Origin of the sequence: Terribacillus halophilus, from assembly GCF_900101385.1 — a bacterium.
Taxonomy (GTDB): Bacteria; Bacillota; Bacilli; order Bacillales; family Amphibacillaceae; genus Terribacillus; species Terribacillus halophilus.
This window is the reverse complement of sequence record NZ_FMZB01000002.1, coordinates 381,259-400,951: the sequence shown is the minus strand read 5'-3', so window position 1 is coordinate 400,951 and position 19,693 is coordinate 381,259. Positions and strand designations below refer to the sequence as shown.

At 41.5% G+C, this 19,693-nt stretch carries 23 protein-coding genes; 17 read left to right on the top strand and 6 right to left on the bottom strand.

Features of this window, described 5'->3' with window-relative positions:
- Positions 1-24 precede the first annotated feature (24 nt).
- Positions 25-771, top strand: a complete 747-nt coding sequence (locus BLQ53_RS05250; RefSeq protein ID WP_093726221.1) for an SDR family oxidoreductase — start codon at positions 25-27, stop codon at positions 769-771.
- 135 nt (positions 772-906) lie between these two features.
- Here BLQ53_RS05250 and BLQ53_RS05245 read toward each other — a convergent pair whose 3' ends face one another.
- Both BLQ53_RS05245 and BLQ53_RS05240 read right to left on the bottom strand, forming a co-directional pair.
- Complete coding sequence (locus BLQ53_RS05245; protein WP_093726220.1) at positions 907-1,533, bottom strand: DedA family protein; 627 nt, start codon at positions 1,531-1,533, stop codon at positions 907-909.
- A 17-nt stretch (positions 1,534-1,550) separates the two neighbouring features.
- Positions 1,551-2,162, bottom strand: coding sequence for a helix-turn-helix domain-containing protein (locus BLQ53_RS05240; RefSeq protein ID WP_093726219.1), 612 nt, complete (start codon positions 2,160-2,162; stop codon positions 1,551-1,553).
- 116 nt (positions 2,163-2,278) lie between these two features.
- Here BLQ53_RS05240 and BLQ53_RS05235 point away from each other — a divergent pair, with 116 nt between their 5' ends.
- Positions 2,279-2,917 (top strand): YoaK family protein, encoded by a 639-nt coding sequence (locus tag BLQ53_RS05235; RefSeq protein ID WP_093726218.1) that lies wholly within the window; start codon positions 2,279-2,281, stop codon positions 2,915-2,917.
- A 262-nt stretch (positions 2,918-3,179) separates the two neighbouring features.
- Here BLQ53_RS05235 and BLQ53_RS05230 read toward each other — a convergent pair whose 3' ends face one another.
- The 3 genes from BLQ53_RS05230 to BLQ53_RS05220 form a co-directional block, all read right to left on the bottom strand.
- Positions 3,180-4,109 carry an LCP family glycopolymer transferase gene (locus BLQ53_RS05230; RefSeq protein ID WP_093726217.1) on the bottom strand — a complete coding sequence of 310 codons (930 nt, stop codon included), beginning with the start codon at positions 4,107-4,109 and terminating at the stop codon, positions 3,180-3,182.
- A 345-nt stretch (positions 4,110-4,454) separates the two neighbouring features.
- Entirely contained in the window at positions 4,455-5,159 is a 705-nt protein-coding gene (locus tag BLQ53_RS05225) for a YqeB family protein (protein ID WP_093726216.1), read from the bottom strand.
- 1 nt (position 5,160) lies between these two features.
- Positions 5,161-5,739, bottom strand: coding sequence for a TetR/AcrR family transcriptional regulator (locus BLQ53_RS05220; protein ID WP_093726215.1), 579 nt, complete (start codon positions 5,737-5,739; stop codon positions 5,161-5,163).
- 432 nt (positions 5,740-6,171) lie between these two features.
- Between BLQ53_RS05220 and BLQ53_RS05215 the strand changes: the two genes are divergently transcribed.
- The 13 genes from BLQ53_RS05215 (at position 6,172) to BLQ53_RS05160 (ending at position 17,999) form a co-directional block, all read left to right on the top strand.
- A complete protein-coding gene (locus BLQ53_RS05215) occupies positions 6,172-7,674 on the top strand; it encodes a BglG family transcription antiterminator (protein WP_093726214.1) in 1,503 nt (500 codons plus the stop codon).
- Positions 7,675-7,703: 29 nt separating this feature from the next.
- Positions 7,704-8,174: a PTS sugar transporter subunit IIA gene (locus BLQ53_RS05210; protein WP_093726408.1), complete on the top strand. Its 471-nt coding sequence runs from the start codon at positions 7,704-7,706 to the stop codon at positions 8,172-8,174.
- 11 nt (positions 8,175-8,185) lie between these two features.
- Positions 8,186-8,503, top strand: coding sequence for a PTS fructose transporter subunit IIB (locus BLQ53_RS05205; protein WP_093726213.1), 318 nt, complete (start codon positions 8,186-8,188; stop codon positions 8,501-8,503).
- 12 nt (positions 8,504-8,515) lie between these two features.
- A complete protein-coding gene (locus BLQ53_RS05200; protein ID WP_093726212.1) occupies positions 8,516-9,604 on the top strand; it encodes a PTS fructose transporter subunit IIC in 1,089 nt (362 codons plus the stop codon).
- A gap of 19 nt (positions 9,605-9,623) precedes the next feature.
- Positions 9,624-10,478, top strand: a complete 855-nt coding sequence (locus BLQ53_RS05195; RefSeq protein WP_093726211.1) for a class II fructose-bisphosphate aldolase — start codon at positions 9,624-9,626, stop codon at positions 10,476-10,478.
- A gap of 19 nt (positions 10,479-10,497) precedes the next feature.
- Positions 10,498-11,397 (top strand): ketose-bisphosphate aldolase, encoded by a 900-nt coding sequence (locus BLQ53_RS05190; protein ID WP_093726210.1) that lies wholly within the window; start codon positions 10,498-10,500, stop codon positions 11,395-11,397.
- 270 nt (positions 11,398-11,667) lie between these two features.
- Positions 11,668-11,823, top strand: coding sequence for a hypothetical protein (locus BLQ53_RS18885; RefSeq protein ID WP_170829581.1), 156 nt, complete (start codon positions 11,668-11,670; stop codon positions 11,821-11,823).
- Between the two features lie 88 nt (positions 11,824-11,911).
- Positions 11,912-12,691, top strand: coding sequence for a hypothetical protein (locus BLQ53_RS05185; RefSeq protein ID WP_093726209.1), 780 nt, complete (start codon positions 11,912-11,914; stop codon positions 12,689-12,691).
- A 1-nt stretch (position 12,692) separates the two neighbouring features.
- Positions 12,693-13,088, top strand: a complete 396-nt coding sequence (locus BLQ53_RS05180) for a thiol-disulfide oxidoreductase DCC family protein (RefSeq protein ID WP_093726208.1) — start codon at positions 12,693-12,695, stop codon at positions 13,086-13,088.
- A 112-nt stretch (positions 13,089-13,200) separates the two neighbouring features.
- Positions 13,201-14,610 carry a DUF1565 domain-containing protein gene (locus BLQ53_RS05175; RefSeq protein WP_093726207.1) on the top strand — a complete coding sequence of 470 codons (1,410 nt, stop codon included), beginning with the start codon at positions 13,201-13,203 and terminating at the stop codon, positions 14,608-14,610.
- Positions 14,611-14,812: 202 nt separating this feature from the next.
- The gene (locus tag BLQ53_RS05170) at positions 14,813-17,077 is read left to right on the top strand and encodes an endonuclease (protein WP_425288283.1); all 2,265 of its coding nucleotides are present in this window, start codon (positions 14,813-14,815) and stop codon (positions 17,075-17,077) included.
- 275 nt (positions 17,078-17,352) lie between these two features.
- Positions 17,353-17,730, top strand: coding sequence for a KGG domain-containing protein (locus BLQ53_RS05165; protein WP_093726205.1), 378 nt, complete (start codon positions 17,353-17,355; stop codon positions 17,728-17,730).
- A gap of 158 nt (positions 17,731-17,888) precedes the next feature.
- Positions 17,889-17,999: a YjcZ family sporulation protein gene (locus BLQ53_RS05160; RefSeq protein ID WP_093726204.1), complete on the top strand. Its 111-nt coding sequence runs from the start codon at positions 17,889-17,891 to the stop codon at positions 17,997-17,999.
- 22 nt (positions 18,000-18,021) lie between these two features.
- Here the strand turns inward: BLQ53_RS05160 and BLQ53_RS05155 are convergent, their stop codons facing one another.
- The gene (locus BLQ53_RS05155) at positions 18,022-18,486 is read right to left on the bottom strand and encodes a YrvL family regulatory protein (protein WP_093726203.1); all 465 of its coding nucleotides are present in this window, start codon (positions 18,484-18,486) and stop codon (positions 18,022-18,024) included.
- Positions 18,487-18,551: 65 nt separating this feature from the next.
- On the opposite strand from BLQ53_RS05155, the gene BLQ53_RS19050 reads away from it, so the two are divergent.
- Both BLQ53_RS19050 and BLQ53_RS05145 read left to right on the top strand, forming a co-directional pair.
- The gene (locus tag BLQ53_RS19050) at positions 18,552-18,770 is read left to right on the top strand and encodes a hypothetical protein (RefSeq protein WP_093726202.1); all 219 of its coding nucleotides are present in this window, start codon (positions 18,552-18,554) and stop codon (positions 18,768-18,770) included.
- A gap of 271 nt (positions 18,771-19,041) precedes the next feature.
- On the top strand, positions 19,042-19,668 hold the full coding sequence (locus BLQ53_RS05145; RefSeq protein ID WP_093726201.1) for a LysE family translocator: 627 nt from the start codon (positions 19,042-19,044) through the stop codon (positions 19,666-19,668).
- Positions 19,669-19,693 lie beyond the last annotated feature (25 nt).

The following is a 19,693-nucleotide window of genomic DNA, read 5'->3' as shown; positions in this document are numbered from 1 at the left end:
ATGGTAAAAAAGGAGGCTTCTAATATGGCTAAGATAGCTATCGTTACTGGTGTTTCCTATCCACGTTCCATTGGGACAGCGGTGTGCCGCAGACTGGCGGAACAAGGTTTGGATATCTTTTTTACATATTGGCAGGCAGGAGAGACGTGGCCTGATCAGTTCAAGGAGGAAATTGCGGAAAAAGGGGTTAGATGCGTTGGAATGGAAGCAGATTTGGAGGAATCAGATGCAAGCGATGCTATTCTGCAGGAAGTACAGCTGCAGCTAGGTGTACCGGCTATTTTGATTAATTGCGCTGCTTTTTCCGAGAACGGTGATTATGAGAAATTCGATGCCTTTCAATTAGATCGCCATTATGCTGTTAATATGAGGAGTGTCTTTTTGCTTTGTACGGGATTTGCGAAATTATTTAAAGAGCTAAAACCTGACAGCTGGGGAAGTATCGTTAATCTGACTTCGGGTCAGAGCCAAGGACCAATGCCTGACGAATTGGCATACATCGCGACCAAAGGTGCCATTACCGCATTCACTCAATCTTTGGCAGTCGATTTGGCATCGATTGGAATCAATGTGAATGCAGTCAATCCAGGTCCTACAGACAGCACTTGGATGACAGATGAAATACGGCAGCATCTGCTCCCAAAATTTCCGATGGGAAGGATCGGCGAACCAGATGATGCAGCGAGGTTGATTTGCTTTTTAGTCGGAGAAGACGGTTATTGGGTGACGGGACAGGAGCTTCACTCGGAAGGTGGTTTCATACGAAGATAACATGACTAGGAAAGCCATTTTTAGTGCGTACAGTCCGTTGAAAAGAAGGAGATGAAATAAAGAACATAAGAAAAGCAGGATGAATTGGGATGCTCTCCGGGAATTCGAAGAGACATCCTAAGAGTTATGCTGATTTCAATTTAGTTCTTCTGATTCTTTCTTTCGGCGCTGGTTCAATTTCCAAATTACAAATCCGCAGCTAGCAGCTGCAATAAATGCTAACATGCCATATTTATAATAATCGAGGTAAACTTCTAATCGAGTCCATGAAGCTCCGACCCACACACCTAACATAACGACGATGGAATTCCAAATTAAAGTCCCGACAGCAGAGAAGAGAAGGAATAATCCAAAATGCATTCTGGCCATACCAGCCGGAATGGAAATTAAACTCCTTACTAGCGGGATAAAACGGCAGAGAAAAACAGCCCATACATCGTACTTCTCAAACCAAGCTACTGCTTGATGCAAATGAGCTGGATTAAGCCTCAGCCATTTGCGATTTCTTTCTATCCAATTCGAAAGCTTCTCTATGTCAAATAGCGTGCCGATCCAATACAATATTGAGGTGCCAATTAACGCGCCGAATGTGGCTGATAGTATTACTAAAATTGGATTCAAGCTGGTGGAAGCCGCTAGAAATCCGCCAAACAGCAAGGTGACTTCAGATGGAAGCGGCGGTATCACAATCTCTATCATCATCAAAAGAGCAATGGCAGGGTAACCATAGGCTACCATCAATTCATTCATCCATGATTCCAAGCAGGCAACTCCCTTTGCTATTTATTTGCATTCATCATAGCGGTTTGGACAACGAGTGTATCGTCTAGATAACCAAATGGAAAGATATAATCAGGCAGAACATCTATCGGGTTGATAAAATATAATAACGCTGCACCGAAAAGTACTAATTCTTTTTTAGTTCCAATACCGGAACTGAATTTATAAAACATTTCCTTTAGGTCATTTACCAGTTTGCCGGCGCTTCCGACAGATTTAATCTTTTCATTGAATTTATCTTCGATGATTTGTTTTCCGCCGTCGGTAAGGGCGATTTCCTTATAATCAGCCAGTTGATTCTGTAATCTCTCTGTCGTAAAGGATGGATCGGCTTGTTTACACAGAGCTTCCAGATGCTGTTCTGTCTGGATTGTTTTATTTTCGTCAAGAAAACCGGCAGCACGCATCAGATCCTCAAGGGGTACATCCAGCACTTCACTGAACTTTTTTAAATGATTAACGGTCACTTTTCGTTTACCATTCAGTATCTTGGATATGATAGCTGCGTCAATTGCAGTCTGCCTGCTCAATTCACGGATGGACATTTTTTTTTCCTTAATTAACATACGCAGAAGATTCTCGATACTAGAAATATCTTTATTCACGTCCATGAAGGTATCTCCTCTTTCCGGGATCTTATTTTATTACCCTACAAGGATGTTGACAATTTGTCAATAGATGCGGTAGAAAGGTATAGGGCAGAACGAAAAGGAAAGAAGGAATCAAGGTGCATATTAAAAGAGATCACATCACCATCATGCTCTTATGTGCTCTATCGGGTGTAATAGATGTACTAGGCTATATTGGTTTATCGCATGTATTTACTGCCAACATGACAGGAAACATTGTATTGTTAGGTATTGGCATTGGTGATGCAAGACAGGCAGTTTTGAGTAATGCTGCCATAGCGTTGGCGGGATTTGTCATAGGGATTGCCGCTACTGTGCTTGTCCAAAAAAAGAACGGTACTTCAAGAAGTATTTTATTCTGGGAATTCATTTTGTTTTTATTTGTTGCAGCAATGATACTGCTGATGCCGATTGGTGAAGTCCTATCATCGGTTATTCTCCTGCTGTTAAGTACAGCCATGGGGATGCAAACGATAGCCGGAAGGAATCTCAAGATAGCTGGCCTTTCCTCTACAGTACTAACGAGTACACTTGCAGCTTTTGTAGAAGGACTCATGGGAAAAACCAGAAAACCTTCGCTTGACACGTATCTTAGAGGAGCTGCCATTCTCTTATACCTATTAGGTGCAGCAGCAGGCAGCTTTAGCGAAAGAATCATCGGCTTAAATACGATTTGGCTAGGTGTGGTGCTGCTGGCGATTATACTTTTGATTCAAAGGAAACCAACGCATCAATAAACAAGAGGCTGGGACATAAGTGTTTCGGTTAAATGAAAACCCGAACTATGACGTGAATCTTGAAACAAAGATACACATAAGTTCGGGTTTTTTGACGTTAATCTATACTAGCTTAGGCAGACCTCGAAAATAATAGTCAATTTTCTTCGTGCGATGTAAAGCTTCCGGAGCCTTCCTTGTCCAACTGGAGCAGCGCGAGCTGAAGACCGCGCAGTGGGTTCGTGTAGAAGCACGGGATTTTAGGCATGTCCTAAATTTTTATTTATTTGCTTATACTGTCATGTATAGCGGTTATCTCATCCTCGGGCACTAACAAGTAATAGATTCCATCGATTTTTGTACCCTCACCTCTCATTTCATGCTCCTGAACAGAGTTGCGAACATTGCGATAATCTACAAGCAGATGACGCATGGATGCGAGGTTTATATTAGTTTGTACGTTTTTGCCGAGAACGTCCAGCAGGTCATCTATTTTGCTGACAGATTTGATGTTGGCCCCTTTGTTGATGACTGCTTCAATTACCTGTCGCTGTCTGGCATTTCTTCCAAAATCCCCATCAGGGTCTAAATGGCGCATTCTGGTGTATCCTAATGCTTGCTGCCCATCCAAGTGAATCTGACCTTTTTTGAAATGGTAGTCTTTCTTATAGTAACCTTCATCGTACCAATCCAGGTCGTTTTCCACGGTCACGCCGCCTACAGCATCGACCAGATCAGCTAGACCTTGCATATTAATCTCTACGAAATAATCGATATCAACGTCCAGCAAGTTTTCTACAGTTTCCACGGACATGTCAACCCCGCCAAAAGCATAAGCGTGATTTATCTTATCAACTGTACCGTGTCCAATGATCTCTGTCCGTGTATCGCGCGGAATACTAACCAGATCCATAGACTCGGAAGCCGGATCCAGTGACATAAGCAGCATAGCATCTGACCGGCCAGAGTCAAATTCCCTTTCATCGATACCTAGTAAAAGGATATTGATTCTTTCTTTGTTCTTGATCTTCTTTGATGTTACACCCTCGTCGATTGCTGCGGAATCTTTCTGAATGCCATCAACTGTTTGTTTTACATCCCTTGCGGTTAGAAAGAGGAAGGAACCAGCTCCAATTACTACGACCAGGAGGATGAGTATTATATACCTGCCTATGCGCCGCTTCTTACGTTCTGTGTTTCGTTTTTTTTCCATTTTCGTACCTCCTGACCATTACAAGGTACGCTGTTGTTGACGATTTGTCAACAACATGTATAAATGAGACCGAATGGGAGATACTAAATTTATCCCACTAAATAACCGCTCATTACTTTCCAGCAACAAACCTGCCCGAGAAATCGAAGGGGGGATGTCTGCGATGAAGGAATGTCCGACAAATCCGAAACAGCCGAAGGACAATTTGCCTCTTATACTTGCTATCCTCACCGTTATACCTACTGCTTGCAATCAACTACTCGATGCCACAGATAAATTGTTAAGGATATTACAACTATTTTAAAAAAAGAGCTGCAGGATGTGACCTGCAGCTCTTCTTTTTCCTTACAGATGGGCTTCCATTGAATCTTTCAGCAGCGCATGGTTAAGGCGGATATATTGATCCTTTTTACGGTCTTTGACCGCCACGCCTATTTTTGCTAAATCCAATTGTACCTGTTTTGCTATCTTTTCTTGCTCGTTATCCAAACAACTTTTTCGTGTTCGCAATAAAGCATGTACAGCTGCTGGTATTTGCAGGTCATTTTCATCCCAGCGGCAATATGCCGCCAAATATGGGTCAGAATCAGACCATGGATATCCCAGTGAGAGAAATGTATCTGCTAACTTTTTTTTGTTTCCATCGTATTCTTCTCTGAACATCTCGTTCTCTTGAAGTCCTACCAGTACAAGCGATTTGCCATCTAAGAAAATGGATTGGATCTCCCCTTTTCGGAATTGATCCTTAGTATCTTTTATCATGAGGGTAACTGAGTCTTTGTTGACAAGAATTTGTAAGGTTTCATGAAAAATGAACTGAGATAAACTTATTCCAGCGACAATACCAGCGATACATAAGATGATAGAGGGTGTCACTCCGGAATAAGAAGCAATTTTTTCAATGATCCCTTCATATGGCAGCCAAGGGAGATTCAATATCCACCTGGCTAAAACAGGTAAATACCAGCCAGCGACAGCCCCAAGGAGAGGCAGTACAAAATGAATCGTGTACTTTTCATTTTTCGTTAATCCTAATTGGATATCTTTCATATCAGTCATCCTCCATCACATAGGAAACAGCCTGGCTCCAAACAGCAGTACTTTCCACTTCGATCCCCATTAGGAGGTAGCTGCTAATATTGTCCAGGACCAATCCAAGTATTTGTGCTTTTGCGGTTATGTCCCCTTTTTTAATGACCCCAAGCCGCTGTCCGAGGAGGAGCAGCCTTTGAAAGCCATCAAGGAATTCTGTCAGTATTAGTTTGATTTTTTCATCGTAAGCACGGTTCTGTCCGGAATAACCGATGAAATGGTTAATGATTTTCAAAGCCTCCGGGTTTTCTTCATACTCTTGCAACAGCTGCAGCCCATTATCTGTAAGCAAGCGGGAGAAATTATCTTTAGTGTACGTATCCATAGGGAAATACTGCTCAAAGCGATAATCCTTAAACAACAACTCGAACAAATGATCGAGCAGTACTTCTTTAGAGGAGAAATAGTGATAAATCGCCGGTTTTGAAATGCCGGATTTCTTCGCAATCATGGATAAACTGGTTTTCTCCAGCCCGTATTCTGCTATTAAAGTCAGTGCTGAATCGATTATGAGCGGATATGAATTTTTTTTAGCCATCTTTCCATCCTTAAAGTTTTATATATTATATTTTACTTACCGGTCGGTAAGATTACAAGTGTATAACAGAAATTTACAAAAAAGATTAATCGATTTGCTAGTATCCTTCTTTGGTTTCGGTGAGGATATGGGGCGCAGTTGGCATGTTGACGAATTATTCACCTGCTTATTTTCGTAAAAATCATAATCAGAGGAAAGTTTTAGAGACTAATTCTTTAGTCTCTTTTTTCTTATGAAGGATTCAGTAAAAAAACAGTATAAATCTCTACTGAATAACTTTCGTATTTGATTGAAATACTGCTGTTTTTCTTAGTATTTACTTTATTCCCACACTAAAACGGACATAAAAAACAAACGATATTTGTAATTGTGTATGCGCTTTCATGTTGCTAAGATTAGAGCATAGCAAGGAAGAAATGAGGTGGGGATCTCTTGCATGATCGTGAGGAAAAAATCATTGAAATTCTTCGAAGGGAGAGACGGTATGTAACAGCTTCTGAGTTGGCGACGAAACTGTCGGTATCCCCAAAAACAATTTACAGGGATATTCACGATATATCAAAAAAGAATTCTTCCGAGTTTAGAATTAGAAAAAAAGAGAACTCTGGCTACTGCCTTGTTGCTGTAAGGGAAAGTAAGTGGAACGGAGGTGAACAATTTGAACATCTAGAGGAAAGACGGTTGAATCTATTGCTATTTCTCCTCTCGATTACACCATGTAAAACATCCATTCTAAAAATATCGGAACGATACTATATTAGCCAAAGTTCCATCATGAATGATTTTAAACACATCGAGAGCATAATCAAACCGTATGGCTTACATTTATCCAGGGAAAATGATGGCACTTGTTTGAAAGGAAACCAATTAGCTGTCTATCGAGTTATGTCCGTTATAATTGAAAGTTATCTTAAACAATCAGGAGATCCGTTTAGTCAATATGATATCCCTGATTCTGTCAAAGATATTAAAGTTGTAAATTCAAGCTTAAGTAAAATCAAAGAGCTTCTGCACGAAATACAAGTAGATCATGACTTAGTATTAGATCAACCCTACTATTTAACGCTTTATTGTTCGTTACTATCCATTATCGAAAAACGTACAAATAATCTTCAATTATTAATGAAAGATGAGCGGATTTATGAAGAAATGGATGCTGAATCTGCCATTTATCAGATTACGATGGACATGGCAGATAAACTAGAAGCAGCTTATTCCATCACTTTACGGAAATCTGAAATTTATCATCTTTATTATATTTTGAAAGCCTATAAACTCAATTGTCGGTATTTAATAGATCCAAATACCGAAAAGGCAGACAAGAAAGTCGAGAGACTTGCACAGCAATTAATTTCAACTGCTACTGAAAATAGTGGCTATCAGTTTGTAGAAGATGAAGACCTCAAGCAACGTTTGACACTGCATCTGCACAGTATGGTGTATAGATTGAATCACCAAATTTACATTATCAACCCACTTTTGAAATCTATCAGACAGAATTTTTCTAGTATATTCAACTTAGTCAAGCGCAGTGCCGAAAAACTTACGGAAGATAGAATTTACGATAAACAACTGACCGACGAAGAAATAGGCTATATTACACTCTATTTCCAAATTTCTTATGATGAACGATTTGCGAATAAGATCCCAGTTCTCATTGAATGTACAAGTGGTATCGGTACTTCCCATTTGTTAAGCGGAAAAATCAAGAAGAATTTTCCGAATATTCTTGTAAAAAGGATTATTTCCCAACAGCGAATCAACCAGAGTGACTATGATGATGTAGAACTTGTGATATCCACAGTCAAAACGAAAAGTATAATCGATAAACCGACGATTCTTGTCAGTCCCATTCTTAATGATGAGGATAAATATAAGATTGATCAATTTATAAAAAACTACTATAAAAAACAAATGATTTTGCCACAAACATAGATAGTTAATAGGAGGTCTAAGCATTGAGCATGAGAATAGATGAGTTGGAGTTTAGTAAAGTCATTTCTGAAGATCTTATCCAATTAGATTTAAAGGCAACCTCAAAGATTGAAGTCATTGAAGAATTAACGAATCTATTGTATGTAAACGGTTTCATAAGTGATGAAGAAGGTTTTATCAAGGATGTGATGTACCGTGAAAATGAAGGTGTGACAGGTCTAGAAAAAGGAATTGCCATTCCCCATGGAAAATCAGCATATGTTTTGAAAACTTCTATTGCCATTGGAAGGACCAAGAAGCAGATAGAGTGGGAATCGATGGACGGGAATCCAATTAATATCATCATCTTATTCGCTGTGAAGGATACTGATAAAACGACGACACATATTAAGCTGCTCCAGAAAGTGGCCGTATTATTATCTGATGAAGAGAAGATAGAGCAGTTCCAAATACTTCAAACGAAGGAAGAAATCTTACACTTATTATCTCGAAACCTTTAGGAGGAATGAATATGAATATTGTTGGAATCTCTGCTTGTACTTCCGGTATCGCCCATACGTATATTGCGAAAGAAAAACTAATTAAGGCAGGGATTGAATTCGGACATAAGGTTCGGATAGAAACGCAAGGGACGATAGGCATAGAAGATGAACTAACAAAAGAAGAAATCGAGGCGGCGGATTTGGTCATTATAGCTGCTGATATCAAAGTAAGTGGAAAAGAACGTTTTAAAGGAAAAAGAATTGTTGAAATCCCAACTAATATTGCTATAAAGGCACCGAAGCAATTATATAAAAAGATCGAGGCCGAGTTGAATTCAAAACCATAAGGGGGCCGCTATATGTTAAAAAAACTTCAGATTAAGAAGCATGCTTTAACCGCTATATCCTTTATGTTGCCTCTTGTTGTCGCATCAGGTCTGCTCATTGCGATAGGAAATTTAACTGGCGGAACAGTTATTGAGAATTATCAGGAGGCATATTCAATTCCATCAGCACTTGTTTCTTTAGGGGTACTTGGTATGGGGTTACTAGCTCCTGTTATTGCAGGTGCCATTGCCTATTCCATAGCTGATAGACCTGGAATAGCACCTGGACTTTTAATGGGTCTCATTGCGAATGCAATTGGAGCTGGTTTCTTAGGTGGTATGCTAGGTGGATTTATTGTGGGTTACTTTGTTTTATTCCTTAAAAAACATTTAAAGGTACCAAAATGGGCAGAGGGATTAATGCCGATGATGATTATTCCCCTCATTTCCAGTGTGGTCGTCGGTTTGTTGATGTTCTTTATCCTTGGAGTGCCGATTGTTTGGGCAACAGATGGATTAACTTCCTTTTTAACGAGTATGCAAGGATCGATGAGATTTGTCTTTGGGGCTATTTTAGGAGGCATGGCAGCGTTTGATTTCGGCGGGCCAGTCAATAAAGTGGCTTCCCTGTTTGCAGATGGACTTTTACTGGAAGGCATTTACGAACCTGAAGCGGTGAAGATTTTGGCGTCGATGGTACCTCCATTTGGGGTAGCAATTTCCTGGGTCTTGTCAAAAATGCTGCGAAAAAAGCGTTATACAAAATCGGAAGAAGACAATATCAAGATCGCATTCCCAATGGGTGTTTGTATGATTACGGAAGGTGTTATCCCGATTGCTGCCGTTGATATTGTGAGAGTTGTCGTCTCCTGTACTACTGGTGCAGCAATCGGTGGGGGATTCTCCATGATGTGGGGAGTGGGATCACCGGTTCCATCGGGCGGATTGTTTATCGTACCAGCCATGACACATCCATTCCTTTTCCTATTGGCTTTACTGATTGGATCAGTGATTACTGGTGTCATGCTGTTTCTTTGGAAGAAAGAACCTGCCAATGAATATGCAGAAGATACGACAGAGGAAGAAGAATTTGATCTATCGGATATAAAAGTTAACATCTAAAGGATTGGAAGTGATCGATATGTATGTATCCATGAAGGGTATGCTTAATCGAGCAAATACCGGAAGATACGCAGTCATGGCGATTAATTGCTTTAATTTAGAAACTGCTAAAGCAGTCATCGATGCAGCACAGGAATTAAGAGCGCCAATCATCATTGATTTACTTCAAGATCATTTGAAGACTCACTTAGGCAGTAAATTGCTTACACAGCCAATTATCGAGATGGCAAATGCAGCAAGTATAGAGGTTGCGATAAATCTGGATCATGGTCAGGATATTGGTTTTGTCAAAAGGTGCTTAAATGATGGCTTCTCCAGTGTCATGATGGATGCTTCATTCCATCCAATAGAGAAAAATATAGAAATCACCCGCAATATGGTTGAATTTGCGCAAACATATGATGCCAGTGTGGAAGGGGAAGTAGGAAGCGTTGGCTCCATTTCCGGTGATTCTATGACCAAAGACAAAATGTATACAGATCCGGATGCAGCAATAGATTTTTCAGTAAGAACAGGAATAGATGCGTTAGCCATCTCTTATGGATCAAGCCATGGAAACTATCCGGATCATTATGTCCCAGAATTTCGGTTTGATATTGTCGATAAGATCAAGCAAGCAACAAATATCCCTTTGGTCTTACATGGGGGATCAGGCTGCGGAGAGGAAAACATCAGAAAATCAATCGAGCTCGGGATCAATAAGATCAATGTTGGATCGGATTTTATGAATGCCCAAGTTCAATGTATAAAAGAAGATTTAAAAGAGAATCCAGAGCTTAGTTATTTTGATTTCATACACCGCACAGTATCTGCCGGTAAAGAACTAGTGAAGTATTATATCCGACTATCCCAGTCTGAAAATAAGTCTATTTGATAAGAGGAGAGATAAGATTATGTTAGTAAATATGAAACAGCTGTTAGAAGTAGCGAAAAAACATAAATTTGCAGTAGGTGCTTTCAATGTAGCAGATAGTAATTTTCTAAGAGTTGTAGTGGAAGAAGCTGAAAAAAATAACTCACCTGCAATTATCGCTGTACATCCAACAGAATTAGAGTTTACAAAGGATGACTTTTTCAGTTATGTACTAACCAGAATAAAAAATAGCAATGTACCATTTGTACTCCATATGGACCACGGAGGAAATGTGGCTGATATTATGAGGGCCATACGGGTTGGCTTTAGTTCCGTCATGATCGACGGTTCCCTATTACCACTCGAAGAAAATATCAAGGTAACAAAGGAAATCGTCGAAATAAGCCATCCATTAGGTGTATCAGTAGAAGGTGAATTGGGAACAATCGGAAACACAGGAACTTCCGTAGAGGGAGGAGTATCGGAGGTCATCTACACAAGACCGGAAGATGCAAAGGAATTTGTAGAAAGCACGGGAGTGGATACGCTAGCTGTTGCGATTGGCACATGTCATGGCATCTATCCAAAAGATATGGAGCCAAAACTTCGCATGGATATTTTACAGGCCATTAAACAAGAGGTGGATATTCCACTTGTTCTCCACGGTGGATCTGCAAACCCAGATGAAGAAATTGCCGAAGCCGTTAGTATTGGAATTCAAAAAGTCAACATATCATCAGACTACAAATTTGCTTTTTATAAAAAATGCCGTGAAATACTAGCAGCAACTGAACTGTGGGACCCAAATGTCATCTATCCGGAGTGCATCAAAGCTGCAAAAGAAGTAGTAAAATATAAAATGGGATTATTCAATTCGTTGGATAAAGCGGATTTGTATCGTAATGAAAATGTCTTAGCCTGGAGACATGAGTCGTTATAAGAACGATATGACTAATACTGGAGATCATCTGATTTACGACTATGGTTAGATTTGTTTTGCAGGAAAGGCATGGGATTACATCCCATGCTTTTTCTATTGTCCATCGTGCTGCTCCTAACCCGCAAAATCCATCCTTATCAGTCTAGCGATTTTTCCTATCTCGTCCTTATCCTAGCTGCGATAATCAGCCTGATATGATTGCGAATTGGAGTGATTAATAACAGAAATTTACATTTAATCCAACGTCTTTGCTACAATGAGGGAAATGGTGTGATGAATGTCATCTTATTGTTCGGACCGCAGGATGTCGGAAAAATGACAGTGGGACAGGAGTTGGAGAAACAATCAGGATATCGATTGCTGTATATGACAATGGATCTGCTAGTACCATTTCTCAGCAAATGCGGCGTTTATCCACATGCTTAAGAAATGAACTATTTCGGTCTGTAGTTAACTGATGGAGGGATAAAAGAAGCAAAATGTATAGAGATAAAGATGGATGGGAGGGCGAACGATGAGATTGAAACATAAATTTGGAGCCGGTTTTTTGCTTATCAGTTTGTTTTCCTTGTTTGTAGGATTAAATGGATTTCTGGCAGAGAATCAGGAGATTGGTGTTGGAGGAGCACTGATTTTTGCAATGTATATGAGTCCTTTTGTATTTATCTATGGAATCTTTATTTCATGGTTGATCAGTACAAAAATAACGCCAGTGGACTTGGGTAGCTCAGGGCTATATGTTGCGTTGCATGGCATAGGCGGACTTCCTTTTTCAGTTGTAGCCTTACCTTCGCCAGTTCCAGCGACGCTGTTATTCACTGCAGGTCTAGGTGCATTTTTAGCTATACTCTTTGCACTGATAGAACTTGCACTGATATATGTGACAGAGAAAGGGCGTCTTGGATGGCTGGTTCTCTATGTGCCTTTGCCATTCTATCTGACAGTCTTCATCATCGGTCAGATTCAGTCGGTACCAGCACCGACAGATGAAGTGGTGCTCGATGATCCAGGTTATTCTGCCAGAGAAGCAGTTATCTTCGTTACAGAGCGGCATGGGCAAGGAGAGAATGGCGGATTTCCGGAAGAAACAGGCAAGGTGGAGCAATGGGATATGTTCGGAGAACGTTTTACGAGAGAAACGGTTATCGAAGCCGTTCCAGGGGAAAAAGAAACGTATTATGTGACATTAATGGAAAAGAATTTGGACCGCCGGGAAGTCTACAAGACAACCTATCTGACAAAAGAAAATGAATTGATACTGCATAATAGAGTGAGTGAAGAACAGGAGGGCTAGAATGGACAACGAGGCGATCATTCTTTTTGATGGTGTATGCAATCTGTGCAATGGCAGTGTCCAATTCATCATTAAGCATGATAAAGGGGCCTATTTTAAATTTGCGTCCCTGCAAAGTGATTTCGGTAGTAAGCTGAAAGAAGCAAAACAGATTCCTGACGAAGTCGACAGCATCATATTTGTGAAGGGCAACAGAGTATATACGCAATCCAGTGCGGTTCTACGTATTGCCCGCCACCTGGACGGAGTCTGGAAATTAGCTGCTGCTGCTTTAATCATATCGAGGCCGATTCGAGATATGATGTATCGGTATGTAGCCAGGAATCGTTATCGTTGGTTCGGCAAACAAAATCAATGTATGCTGCCATCTCCCGAATTAAAAGAGCGATTTTTGTGACAATAAAGATTTTATGAAGATTACGCTGAGCTCCTATACAAATTGGTCGATGACAGGTATCATACTAGCAGTAGCCAAGAACGGCAAATATTGCATAGAAAAGAGTCGGCAAATGAGATTATCGATCCTGATCGCAATCGTACTGTGCTTGATCAGTGCAGGCATCTATTCGATTGCAGCAAACAACAAGAAGGAAGTCGAAGCGGTAACCGTTCCAAAGCAGTTATTCGTCGCCACTGATGGAGATGATGGGAATGAAGGAACAAAGGAGAAGCCTCTTCGTACGATTCAAGCGGCCGTGGACCTTGCTTCTGCCGGTACAACCGTCTACATTCGCAAGGGAACGTATTCGGATGGATTTGATGTGACCAATAGCGGAACGAAGGAAGCGCCGTTGGTAATTCGTAACTACGAAAATGAAGATGTGGTCATCAGCGGGAAAGAACAGACAATGGATGAAGATGCAGCGCTGGTCAACGTGGATAGCAAGCGCTACATCACGATTCAAGGACTGACCCTTCAGGATTTGACGACAGATTCGCCGGATTATGCGGTGATGGGTATTTCTGTATCGGGCAATAGCTCTTATATCAATATCATTCAAAATCATATCCATCAAATTAGGAATACAGCAGATGAAGGGAATGCCCATGGTATTGCGGTATACGGCACTGGTAAGATGGAACAGATCCGAGTCATGGACAATATGGTGGAAGAATTGACTCTGGGAGCCAGTGAAGCGGTGGTCCTGAATGGCAATATCGATGGTTTTGCTGTTACAGGCAATACAGTTCGCCATAATAACAACATCGGTATCGATCTGATTGGCTACGAAGGGGTAGCGGAAGATTCAGAGGCTGATTATGTGCGAAACGGGACAGTTCAAGGTAACGTGGTCCATGATAACTCTTCCTATGGTAATCCGGCATACGGTGAGGATTATTCCGCAGGCGGTATATATGTGGATGGTGCAAAAAATATCAAAATCAAAGGCAATACGGTTTTCCGCAATGACTTAGGTATTGAGGCAACTTCCGAGCATAAAGGTCAGTACGCAGAGAACATTCTCATCACTGAAAACAAAGTGTATGAAAACAACTATACAGGTATTTCAATAGGTGGTTATGATGAGGAACGCGGTGGAACTAAAAATTCCTCTATCACCTATAACGTACTTTATCAAAACGACACCAAGGATCTTTATGGCGGTCAGCTGCTTTTACAGCATGATATCAGAGATAATGATATTTCACATAATGTATTTACATCTAGTAAAACAGGGCTGTTCATTTCCAACTACTTCCTAACGAATTACAACACAACGATGAATCGCAATGTGTATGATAAAGATACGGAAAACAGCTGGGTTTGGAAACAACAGGAATACAATGACTTTGGCAGTTATCAGCAAGCGACTGGACAGGAAGAAGATTCTGCGTATTTGGAAGTGCATTACATGGATGCCTCCAGTAAAGATTTCACCTTGAAAGTAGGCACGACTGCACAGGCAGTCATCGATTAAGTAAAACCTGCATGCGACAGCATGCAGGTTTTTTCGTGCAATGGTTGTGAAATGATAAGGAAACCATCTTTTAGACAGTAGGATTACAGCAGCGTAAATATTCTCTATTATTTGTAGGTTTTCTGTAAACGGACGCAAACAGGGAGAAGTATTTGCTATGCTTTGTCTATAAAAATAAGGGAGGAATCTGCTCGTGAAGAGAGTGGTGGATTGGAAAAGCTTTGTATTGGCTGTCTTACTTATCCCATTTACTGTATTTGGCTTTGGCGTGTATAGCGAGGCTGAGACCGCAGCTGACCCAGCTCCGGAAATACAGCCGAAGGGAGAGGCGAATGGGAAAAGGGTCTTATTTGATAATACGCATGGACAGACTGCCGGTGCTGCAGACTGGGTGATCGATGGTGCCTTTTCCGATTTTGGCGATGCCCTGGCTGAAGAGGGCTATTTTGTGAAGGAGCTAAGGAAAACATCACCTATTACTTATGAAGATCTGAGCGGGTATGATGTTTTCGTCATTCCAGAACCAAACATCGCATTTAAGAAATCTGAACAGGATGCAATGCTTCGCTTTACGCAGGAAGGTGGCAGTATCTTTTTCATCGGAGACCATTATAACGCCGACCGCAACTATAATCGCTGGGACTCTGGCGAAATCTTCAATGGTTACCGCCGGGGCGCATTTGATGATCCAACAAAAGGAATGTCAACGGAAGAGGCGAACTCCGATCGGATGCAAGGGGTGGAAAGCTCCGACTGGCTTGGAGAAAACTTTGGTATCCGCTTCCGGTTTAATGCTTTAGGCGATATAGAATCCGGTCAAACTGTAGTGGATCCATCTGACTCCTTTGGTATTACAGAAGGTATTGAAGTGGTAGAATCCCATGCCGGATCCACATTGACAATCCTTGATCCGACAAAGGCAAAAGGTTTGATATATTTCCCGGAAAATATCCCGGCATGGCCGAATGCTGTCGACCAGGGGGTATATGCTGGCGGCGGGATTGAAGAAGGGGCTTTTGCAGCCATTTCAAAAGTGGAGCAGGGAAAAGCCGCATTCATCGGTGACTCTTCACCTGTAGAAGATGCGACGCCGAAGTATCTTCGCGAAGACAACGGACGTACGAAGCGCACGTATGATGGCTTCACCGGGGAAGGAAATAACGGACAATACATGCTGAATGTCATGGAGTGGCTGAGTGAAAAGGAAAGCTATGCCAACTTCGAGGAGACTTCCATTACTTTGAGTGAGAAGACACCTTTGCTCGAAACGGATACAATCAATGAAAATCCTGAACTGACTACGGAAACACAAAAAGAGCCATGGACCAATCCTCCAGCTGGCTATCGCTGGTATGATCCAAGTACGTTTGCCGCTGGTTCCTACGGATCGGATGAAGTCGCTTCCAACCCTACTTATGATGTGGTGGCACCGGCTACTTTGCCGACACAGCAGGAATTTACCGTACGGGTTGTTGTGGAGGATTTGGAACCAGGTGAAACACTGACAGGTCTGCAGTTGGGTGCCTATCTGCCGGGAGGACAGCAGATTGGTAAATTCAATACGACGGGCTCTTGGCCGGGCAGCTATGGGTATAGCAGCAGCTTTTCCGTTACGGCAGATGCGACAGGAAGAGCTTCAGTGGACATACCTGCTCAATTAAATCCTGCTACTGCGGATGGTACGGCAAACCTGCGCCTTCGCAAGGATGGCAGCAATCTATTGACGAAGTCCGTGCAGGTCGGGAATGTGGATGCAGAGCCATTGCCGGATGATGAAACAGAACTGCCGCAGCAGGTAGCCATCCAAGAAGCACGTAAGGCTGCGGATGGTGAGGTAGTAACGGTTGAAGGCATTGTAACATCCACACCAGGTAGCTTTGGCGGAAAAGGGTTTTATCTGCAGGATGAGAGTGGCGGAATCTATGTATTTCAAGATAGTGACAGCTTTAAAGCTGGAGATTTGGTCCAAATCAGTGCGGTAAAGACTACGTATAATGGAGAAGTGGAAGTCACGGATATCATCAAGTCCGAAGTTATTGGACAAGCAGATATTCCCGCACCAAAGACCGTGTCTGTTATTGATGACACGAATCAAGGCCAGCTCGTTAAACTTAAGGAAGTGACGATTAATAATATCGAGGCGTTTGGCACTTATGGTACATTTGAGTTTGATGCAGAAGCAGCTGACGGGAATGTAGTTCGTGTACGGGTCGATAATAGAATCGGGTTGAATCATGATACCTTCGTCTCCCAGTTCCAGGTTGGAGAAAAAGTTGACATTACAGGCGTATCCTCAATCTTCCATGATACGTATCAGCTTAAGCCTGTTTCAGCAAATAATATTGTCAAATCAGCGCAAACAGATCAGGCTGCACCCTGTAAAAACGATAACGGAAAACATAAAGGTGCCGATAAAGGAAAAGGAAAAGGGAAAGGGCACGATAAGAGCTGGAAATGTGCTTCTTAAAATATCTGGATTAGCAGGGAATGAGTCATTTCCTGCTTCTTTTTTTGCATATCTTTCCTCACCCTCACTTGCATTCTTGCAACCTATTTGGAAAAAAAGCACCCTGAAACTGTGCAGTTTTCCCCGTTTCAGAAAAGGAACTTTCCTATTGTTAGACTTTATTCCTAACTTCTCTTCATCATGTTTATACAGGTGTGATTCGGGAATACATTCACCAAGCGCGGCCGCGCAACGTTAAACTACTACGAAAGAGACATCTGGAGGAGGAGATTAACATGGCACAGAACAATAATAATAAGATGAGTTATGAAGAAGCAGGCAAAAAAGGCGGACAAGCAACATCCAATAGTCATAACAAAGAATTTTATGAAGATATTGGCTCTAAAGGCGGACAAGCGAATGCTGATGCGCATGACAAAGAGCATTTCCAGGATATTGGCTCCAAGGGCGGACAAGCAAATGCTGATGCGCATGACAAAGAACATTTCCAGAATATCGGTTCTCAAGGCGGTAATGCGACAGCTGATAGTCACGGACAGGATTTCTACGAGGAGATCGGCTCCAAGGGTGGAAATGCAAACGCAGATGCCCATAATAAAAAGCACTTTCAGGAAATCGGCGCAAAAGGCGGACGTTCCAACAAAAATAACTAAGAAAGCAGCGTGAGCAATTGAGAAAGCAAAAGTGATCGCTTCCGAATGCACTGTTTCGGAAGCGATTTTTGCTGTTTAAGGGATTTTTCTTATGTGTTAATCGGTACCCATATGAAGACTCATACATAGAATGACTTGAATCAAAAAGGAGGGATATCATGTCTGAAGGTTATGGTAAAGGTTACGGCAGCGGTTTCGCGCTTTTGGTAGTACTTTTCATCTTGTTGATCATCATCGGTGCTTCCTACGTTGGCGGCTACGGTTATTAATTAAAAGGAAAAGAAGCCGGGCTCATTTTGTGCGGCTTCCTTTCTTTTTTTTGGTTTCGAGATCTAAGGTCACCTCTGTCAGCGCGATGAAGGCAGCCAGGACAATCTCTGTATACCAAGCCAAGTCTACAGGTTTGTACAATCCATTTACGATGGAGATAATAATCCAGTTCATCAGGAAATTCAAAGAGAAGGCAAACATGTATTCATGAAATGTTTGCGTCTTTGTCTTTTTAATTAGAATATAGTAGAAAGCTTTTACAAATAACTCACCGATAATACTCAGAATTAAGTATATACCGACAAACACGGCTAAATGCTTGGGTGATTCATAAGCAACACCAAGGATACTGAAGGCACCCAAGAATCCAAAATAGTAGATTACACCAACAAAAGCAATGGAACAAACTACTAATATGGATAGAATGATTTTTAACAGTATCTTTGAATCTTCGTTTTGCTTCATCTTTGGCTGTCTCAATGCCACCGCTATCACCCCATATGTTCTCTCTGACTTTTCATACGTATCATACAGCTGGAAGTTTCATATAGATGGATAGTCAGGGCAAAGCAGGCTGTAAATGGTTTTATCGAAAAAAAAACCTTGATGTAAAGTTTCCTCTTTATAAAAAACCTGATTTCTCCAATAGCCTGCGAGAAGGCATATTTCCAGGCTTCACCTTTGTTTCTACCCTGTTAAACCTCTTAATGTATGAAAGCCTTCTTGAGCAAGATTTGAAGCGCTTACTCATATCCTCTTCGCCAGAGTAACTTGCCTATCTCACAGCCGTGTTGGTTCACCACATCGATTAACATGATCAAGTTGTGTCATATACAAGATCATCTCTTCTGCTTGCTCTATAGATTGCATAGGAGTGATATTCATAGAGACAGTCACATCAGGATCGGAATAAAATTGGTGCATCGGAAACAGAAATTGGACGCAGTCGGATTTGTTGCTTGGACAAGCTACATATCCTTCCGTTGTATGAATACCCAATTTTATGTATATTTAATGTAATCTATTAGGCGGTGATAAACGATGTTATCTTTGTTTCTGACAAACGTACTGTTAGGGCTCTCAATCGCTTTGCCTGTTGGAACAGTAACAATAGAAATGACGAAGCAGGGCTTAAAAAACGGTTTCTGGCATGGATGGTTGGTCGGAGTCGGCGGTATGACAGTCGACTTTCTGCTGATGGTCGCCCTTTTTCTCGGTTTGGCTCCGATTTTGGCAGCACCGACGATCCAAACTGGAATGTGGCTGCTTGGTGCTATCTTCTTATTGTATATTGCATATGACAGCATCAAAAATGCGGACAAGCAGATTACGATCAACGGTGAAAAAACGACAAAAAAACTGTTGTCATCTTACAAAAATGGACTACTTGTAGCAGTTTCCCCTAGTAATCTCGTATTTTGGATAAGCGTTTTTGGAACCTTCTTATCCAGCAGTTTTTCTGAAGGGAGCGAGCTGTCATTCATAGTCGCCGGACTCGGTATCCTGGCAGGTATACAGGTGCATGATATCGGCCTGATGAGTATCGTCGCAGGTACGAGGAAGGTAGTCAATGAGACATTCGTCAAATGGGTTTCCATTGGCGCAGGAATAATTCTCAGCTATTTTTCCATCCTTTTCTTCGTTCAATTTTTCAAGCGTATTTTCTGACAACTCCATTTGTAGTTTACCGCTT

Excerpts from the sequence above, each read along its gene's own strand:
- BLQ53_RS05200 (WP_093726212.1), top strand. The coding sequence starts at position 8,516 with ATGTTAAAAAAACTTCAGATTAAGAAGCATGCTTTAACCGCTATATCC.
- BLQ53_RS05195 (WP_093726211.1), top strand. The coding sequence starts at position 9,624 with ATGTATGTATCCATGAAGGGTATGCTTAATCGAGCAAATACCGGAAGA.
- BLQ53_RS05165 (WP_093726205.1), top strand. The coding sequence starts at position 17,353 with ATGGCACAGAACAATAATAATAAGATGAGTTATGAAGAAGCAGGCAAA.
- BLQ53_RS05220 (WP_093726215.1), bottom strand. The coding sequence starts at position 5,739 with ATGGCTAAAAAAAATTCATATCCGCTCATAATCGATTCAGCACTGACT.
- BLQ53_RS05205 (WP_093726213.1), top strand. The coding sequence starts at position 8,186 with ATGAATATTGTTGGAATCTCTGCTTGTACTTCCGGTATCGCCCATACG.
- BLQ53_RS05160 (WP_093726204.1), top strand. The coding sequence starts at position 17,889 with ATGTCTGAAGGTTATGGTAAAGGTTACGGCAGCGGTTTCGCGCTTTTG.
- BLQ53_RS05240 (WP_093726219.1), bottom strand. The coding sequence starts at position 2,162 with ATGGACGTGAATAAAGATATTTCTAGTATCGAGAATCTTCTGCGTATG.
- BLQ53_RS19050 (WP_093726202.1), top strand. The coding sequence starts at position 18,552 with ATGGATAGTCAGGGCAAAGCAGGCTGTAAATGGTTTTATCGAAAAAAA.
- BLQ53_RS05210 (WP_093726408.1), top strand. The coding sequence starts at position 7,704 with ATGAGAATAGATGAGTTGGAGTTTAGTAAAGTCATTTCTGAAGATCTT.
- BLQ53_RS05250 (WP_093726221.1), top strand. The coding sequence starts at position 25 with ATGGCTAAGATAGCTATCGTTACTGGTGTTTCCTATCCACGTTCCATT.
- BLQ53_RS05180 (WP_093726208.1), top strand. The coding sequence starts at position 12,693 with ATGGACAACGAGGCGATCATTCTTTTTGATGGTGTATGCAATCTGTGC.
- BLQ53_RS05185 (WP_093726209.1), top strand. The coding sequence starts at position 11,912 with ATGAGATTGAAACATAAATTTGGAGCCGGTTTTTTGCTTATCAGTTTG.
- BLQ53_RS05175 (WP_093726207.1), top strand. The coding sequence starts at position 13,201 with ATGAGATTATCGATCCTGATCGCAATCGTACTGTGCTTGATCAGTGCA.
- BLQ53_RS05145 (WP_093726201.1), top strand. The coding sequence starts at position 19,042 with ATGTTATCTTTGTTTCTGACAAACGTACTGTTAGGGCTCTCAATCGCT.
- BLQ53_RS05230 (WP_093726217.1), bottom strand. The coding sequence starts at position 4,109 with ATGGAAAAAAAACGAAACACAGAACGTAAGAAGCGGCGCATAGGCAGG.
- BLQ53_RS05190 (WP_093726210.1), top strand. The coding sequence starts at position 10,498 with ATGTTAGTAAATATGAAACAGCTGTTAGAAGTAGCGAAAAAACATAAA.
- BLQ53_RS05225 (WP_093726216.1), bottom strand. The coding sequence starts at position 5,159 with ATGAAAGATATCCAATTAGGATTAACGAAAAATGAAAAGTACACGATT.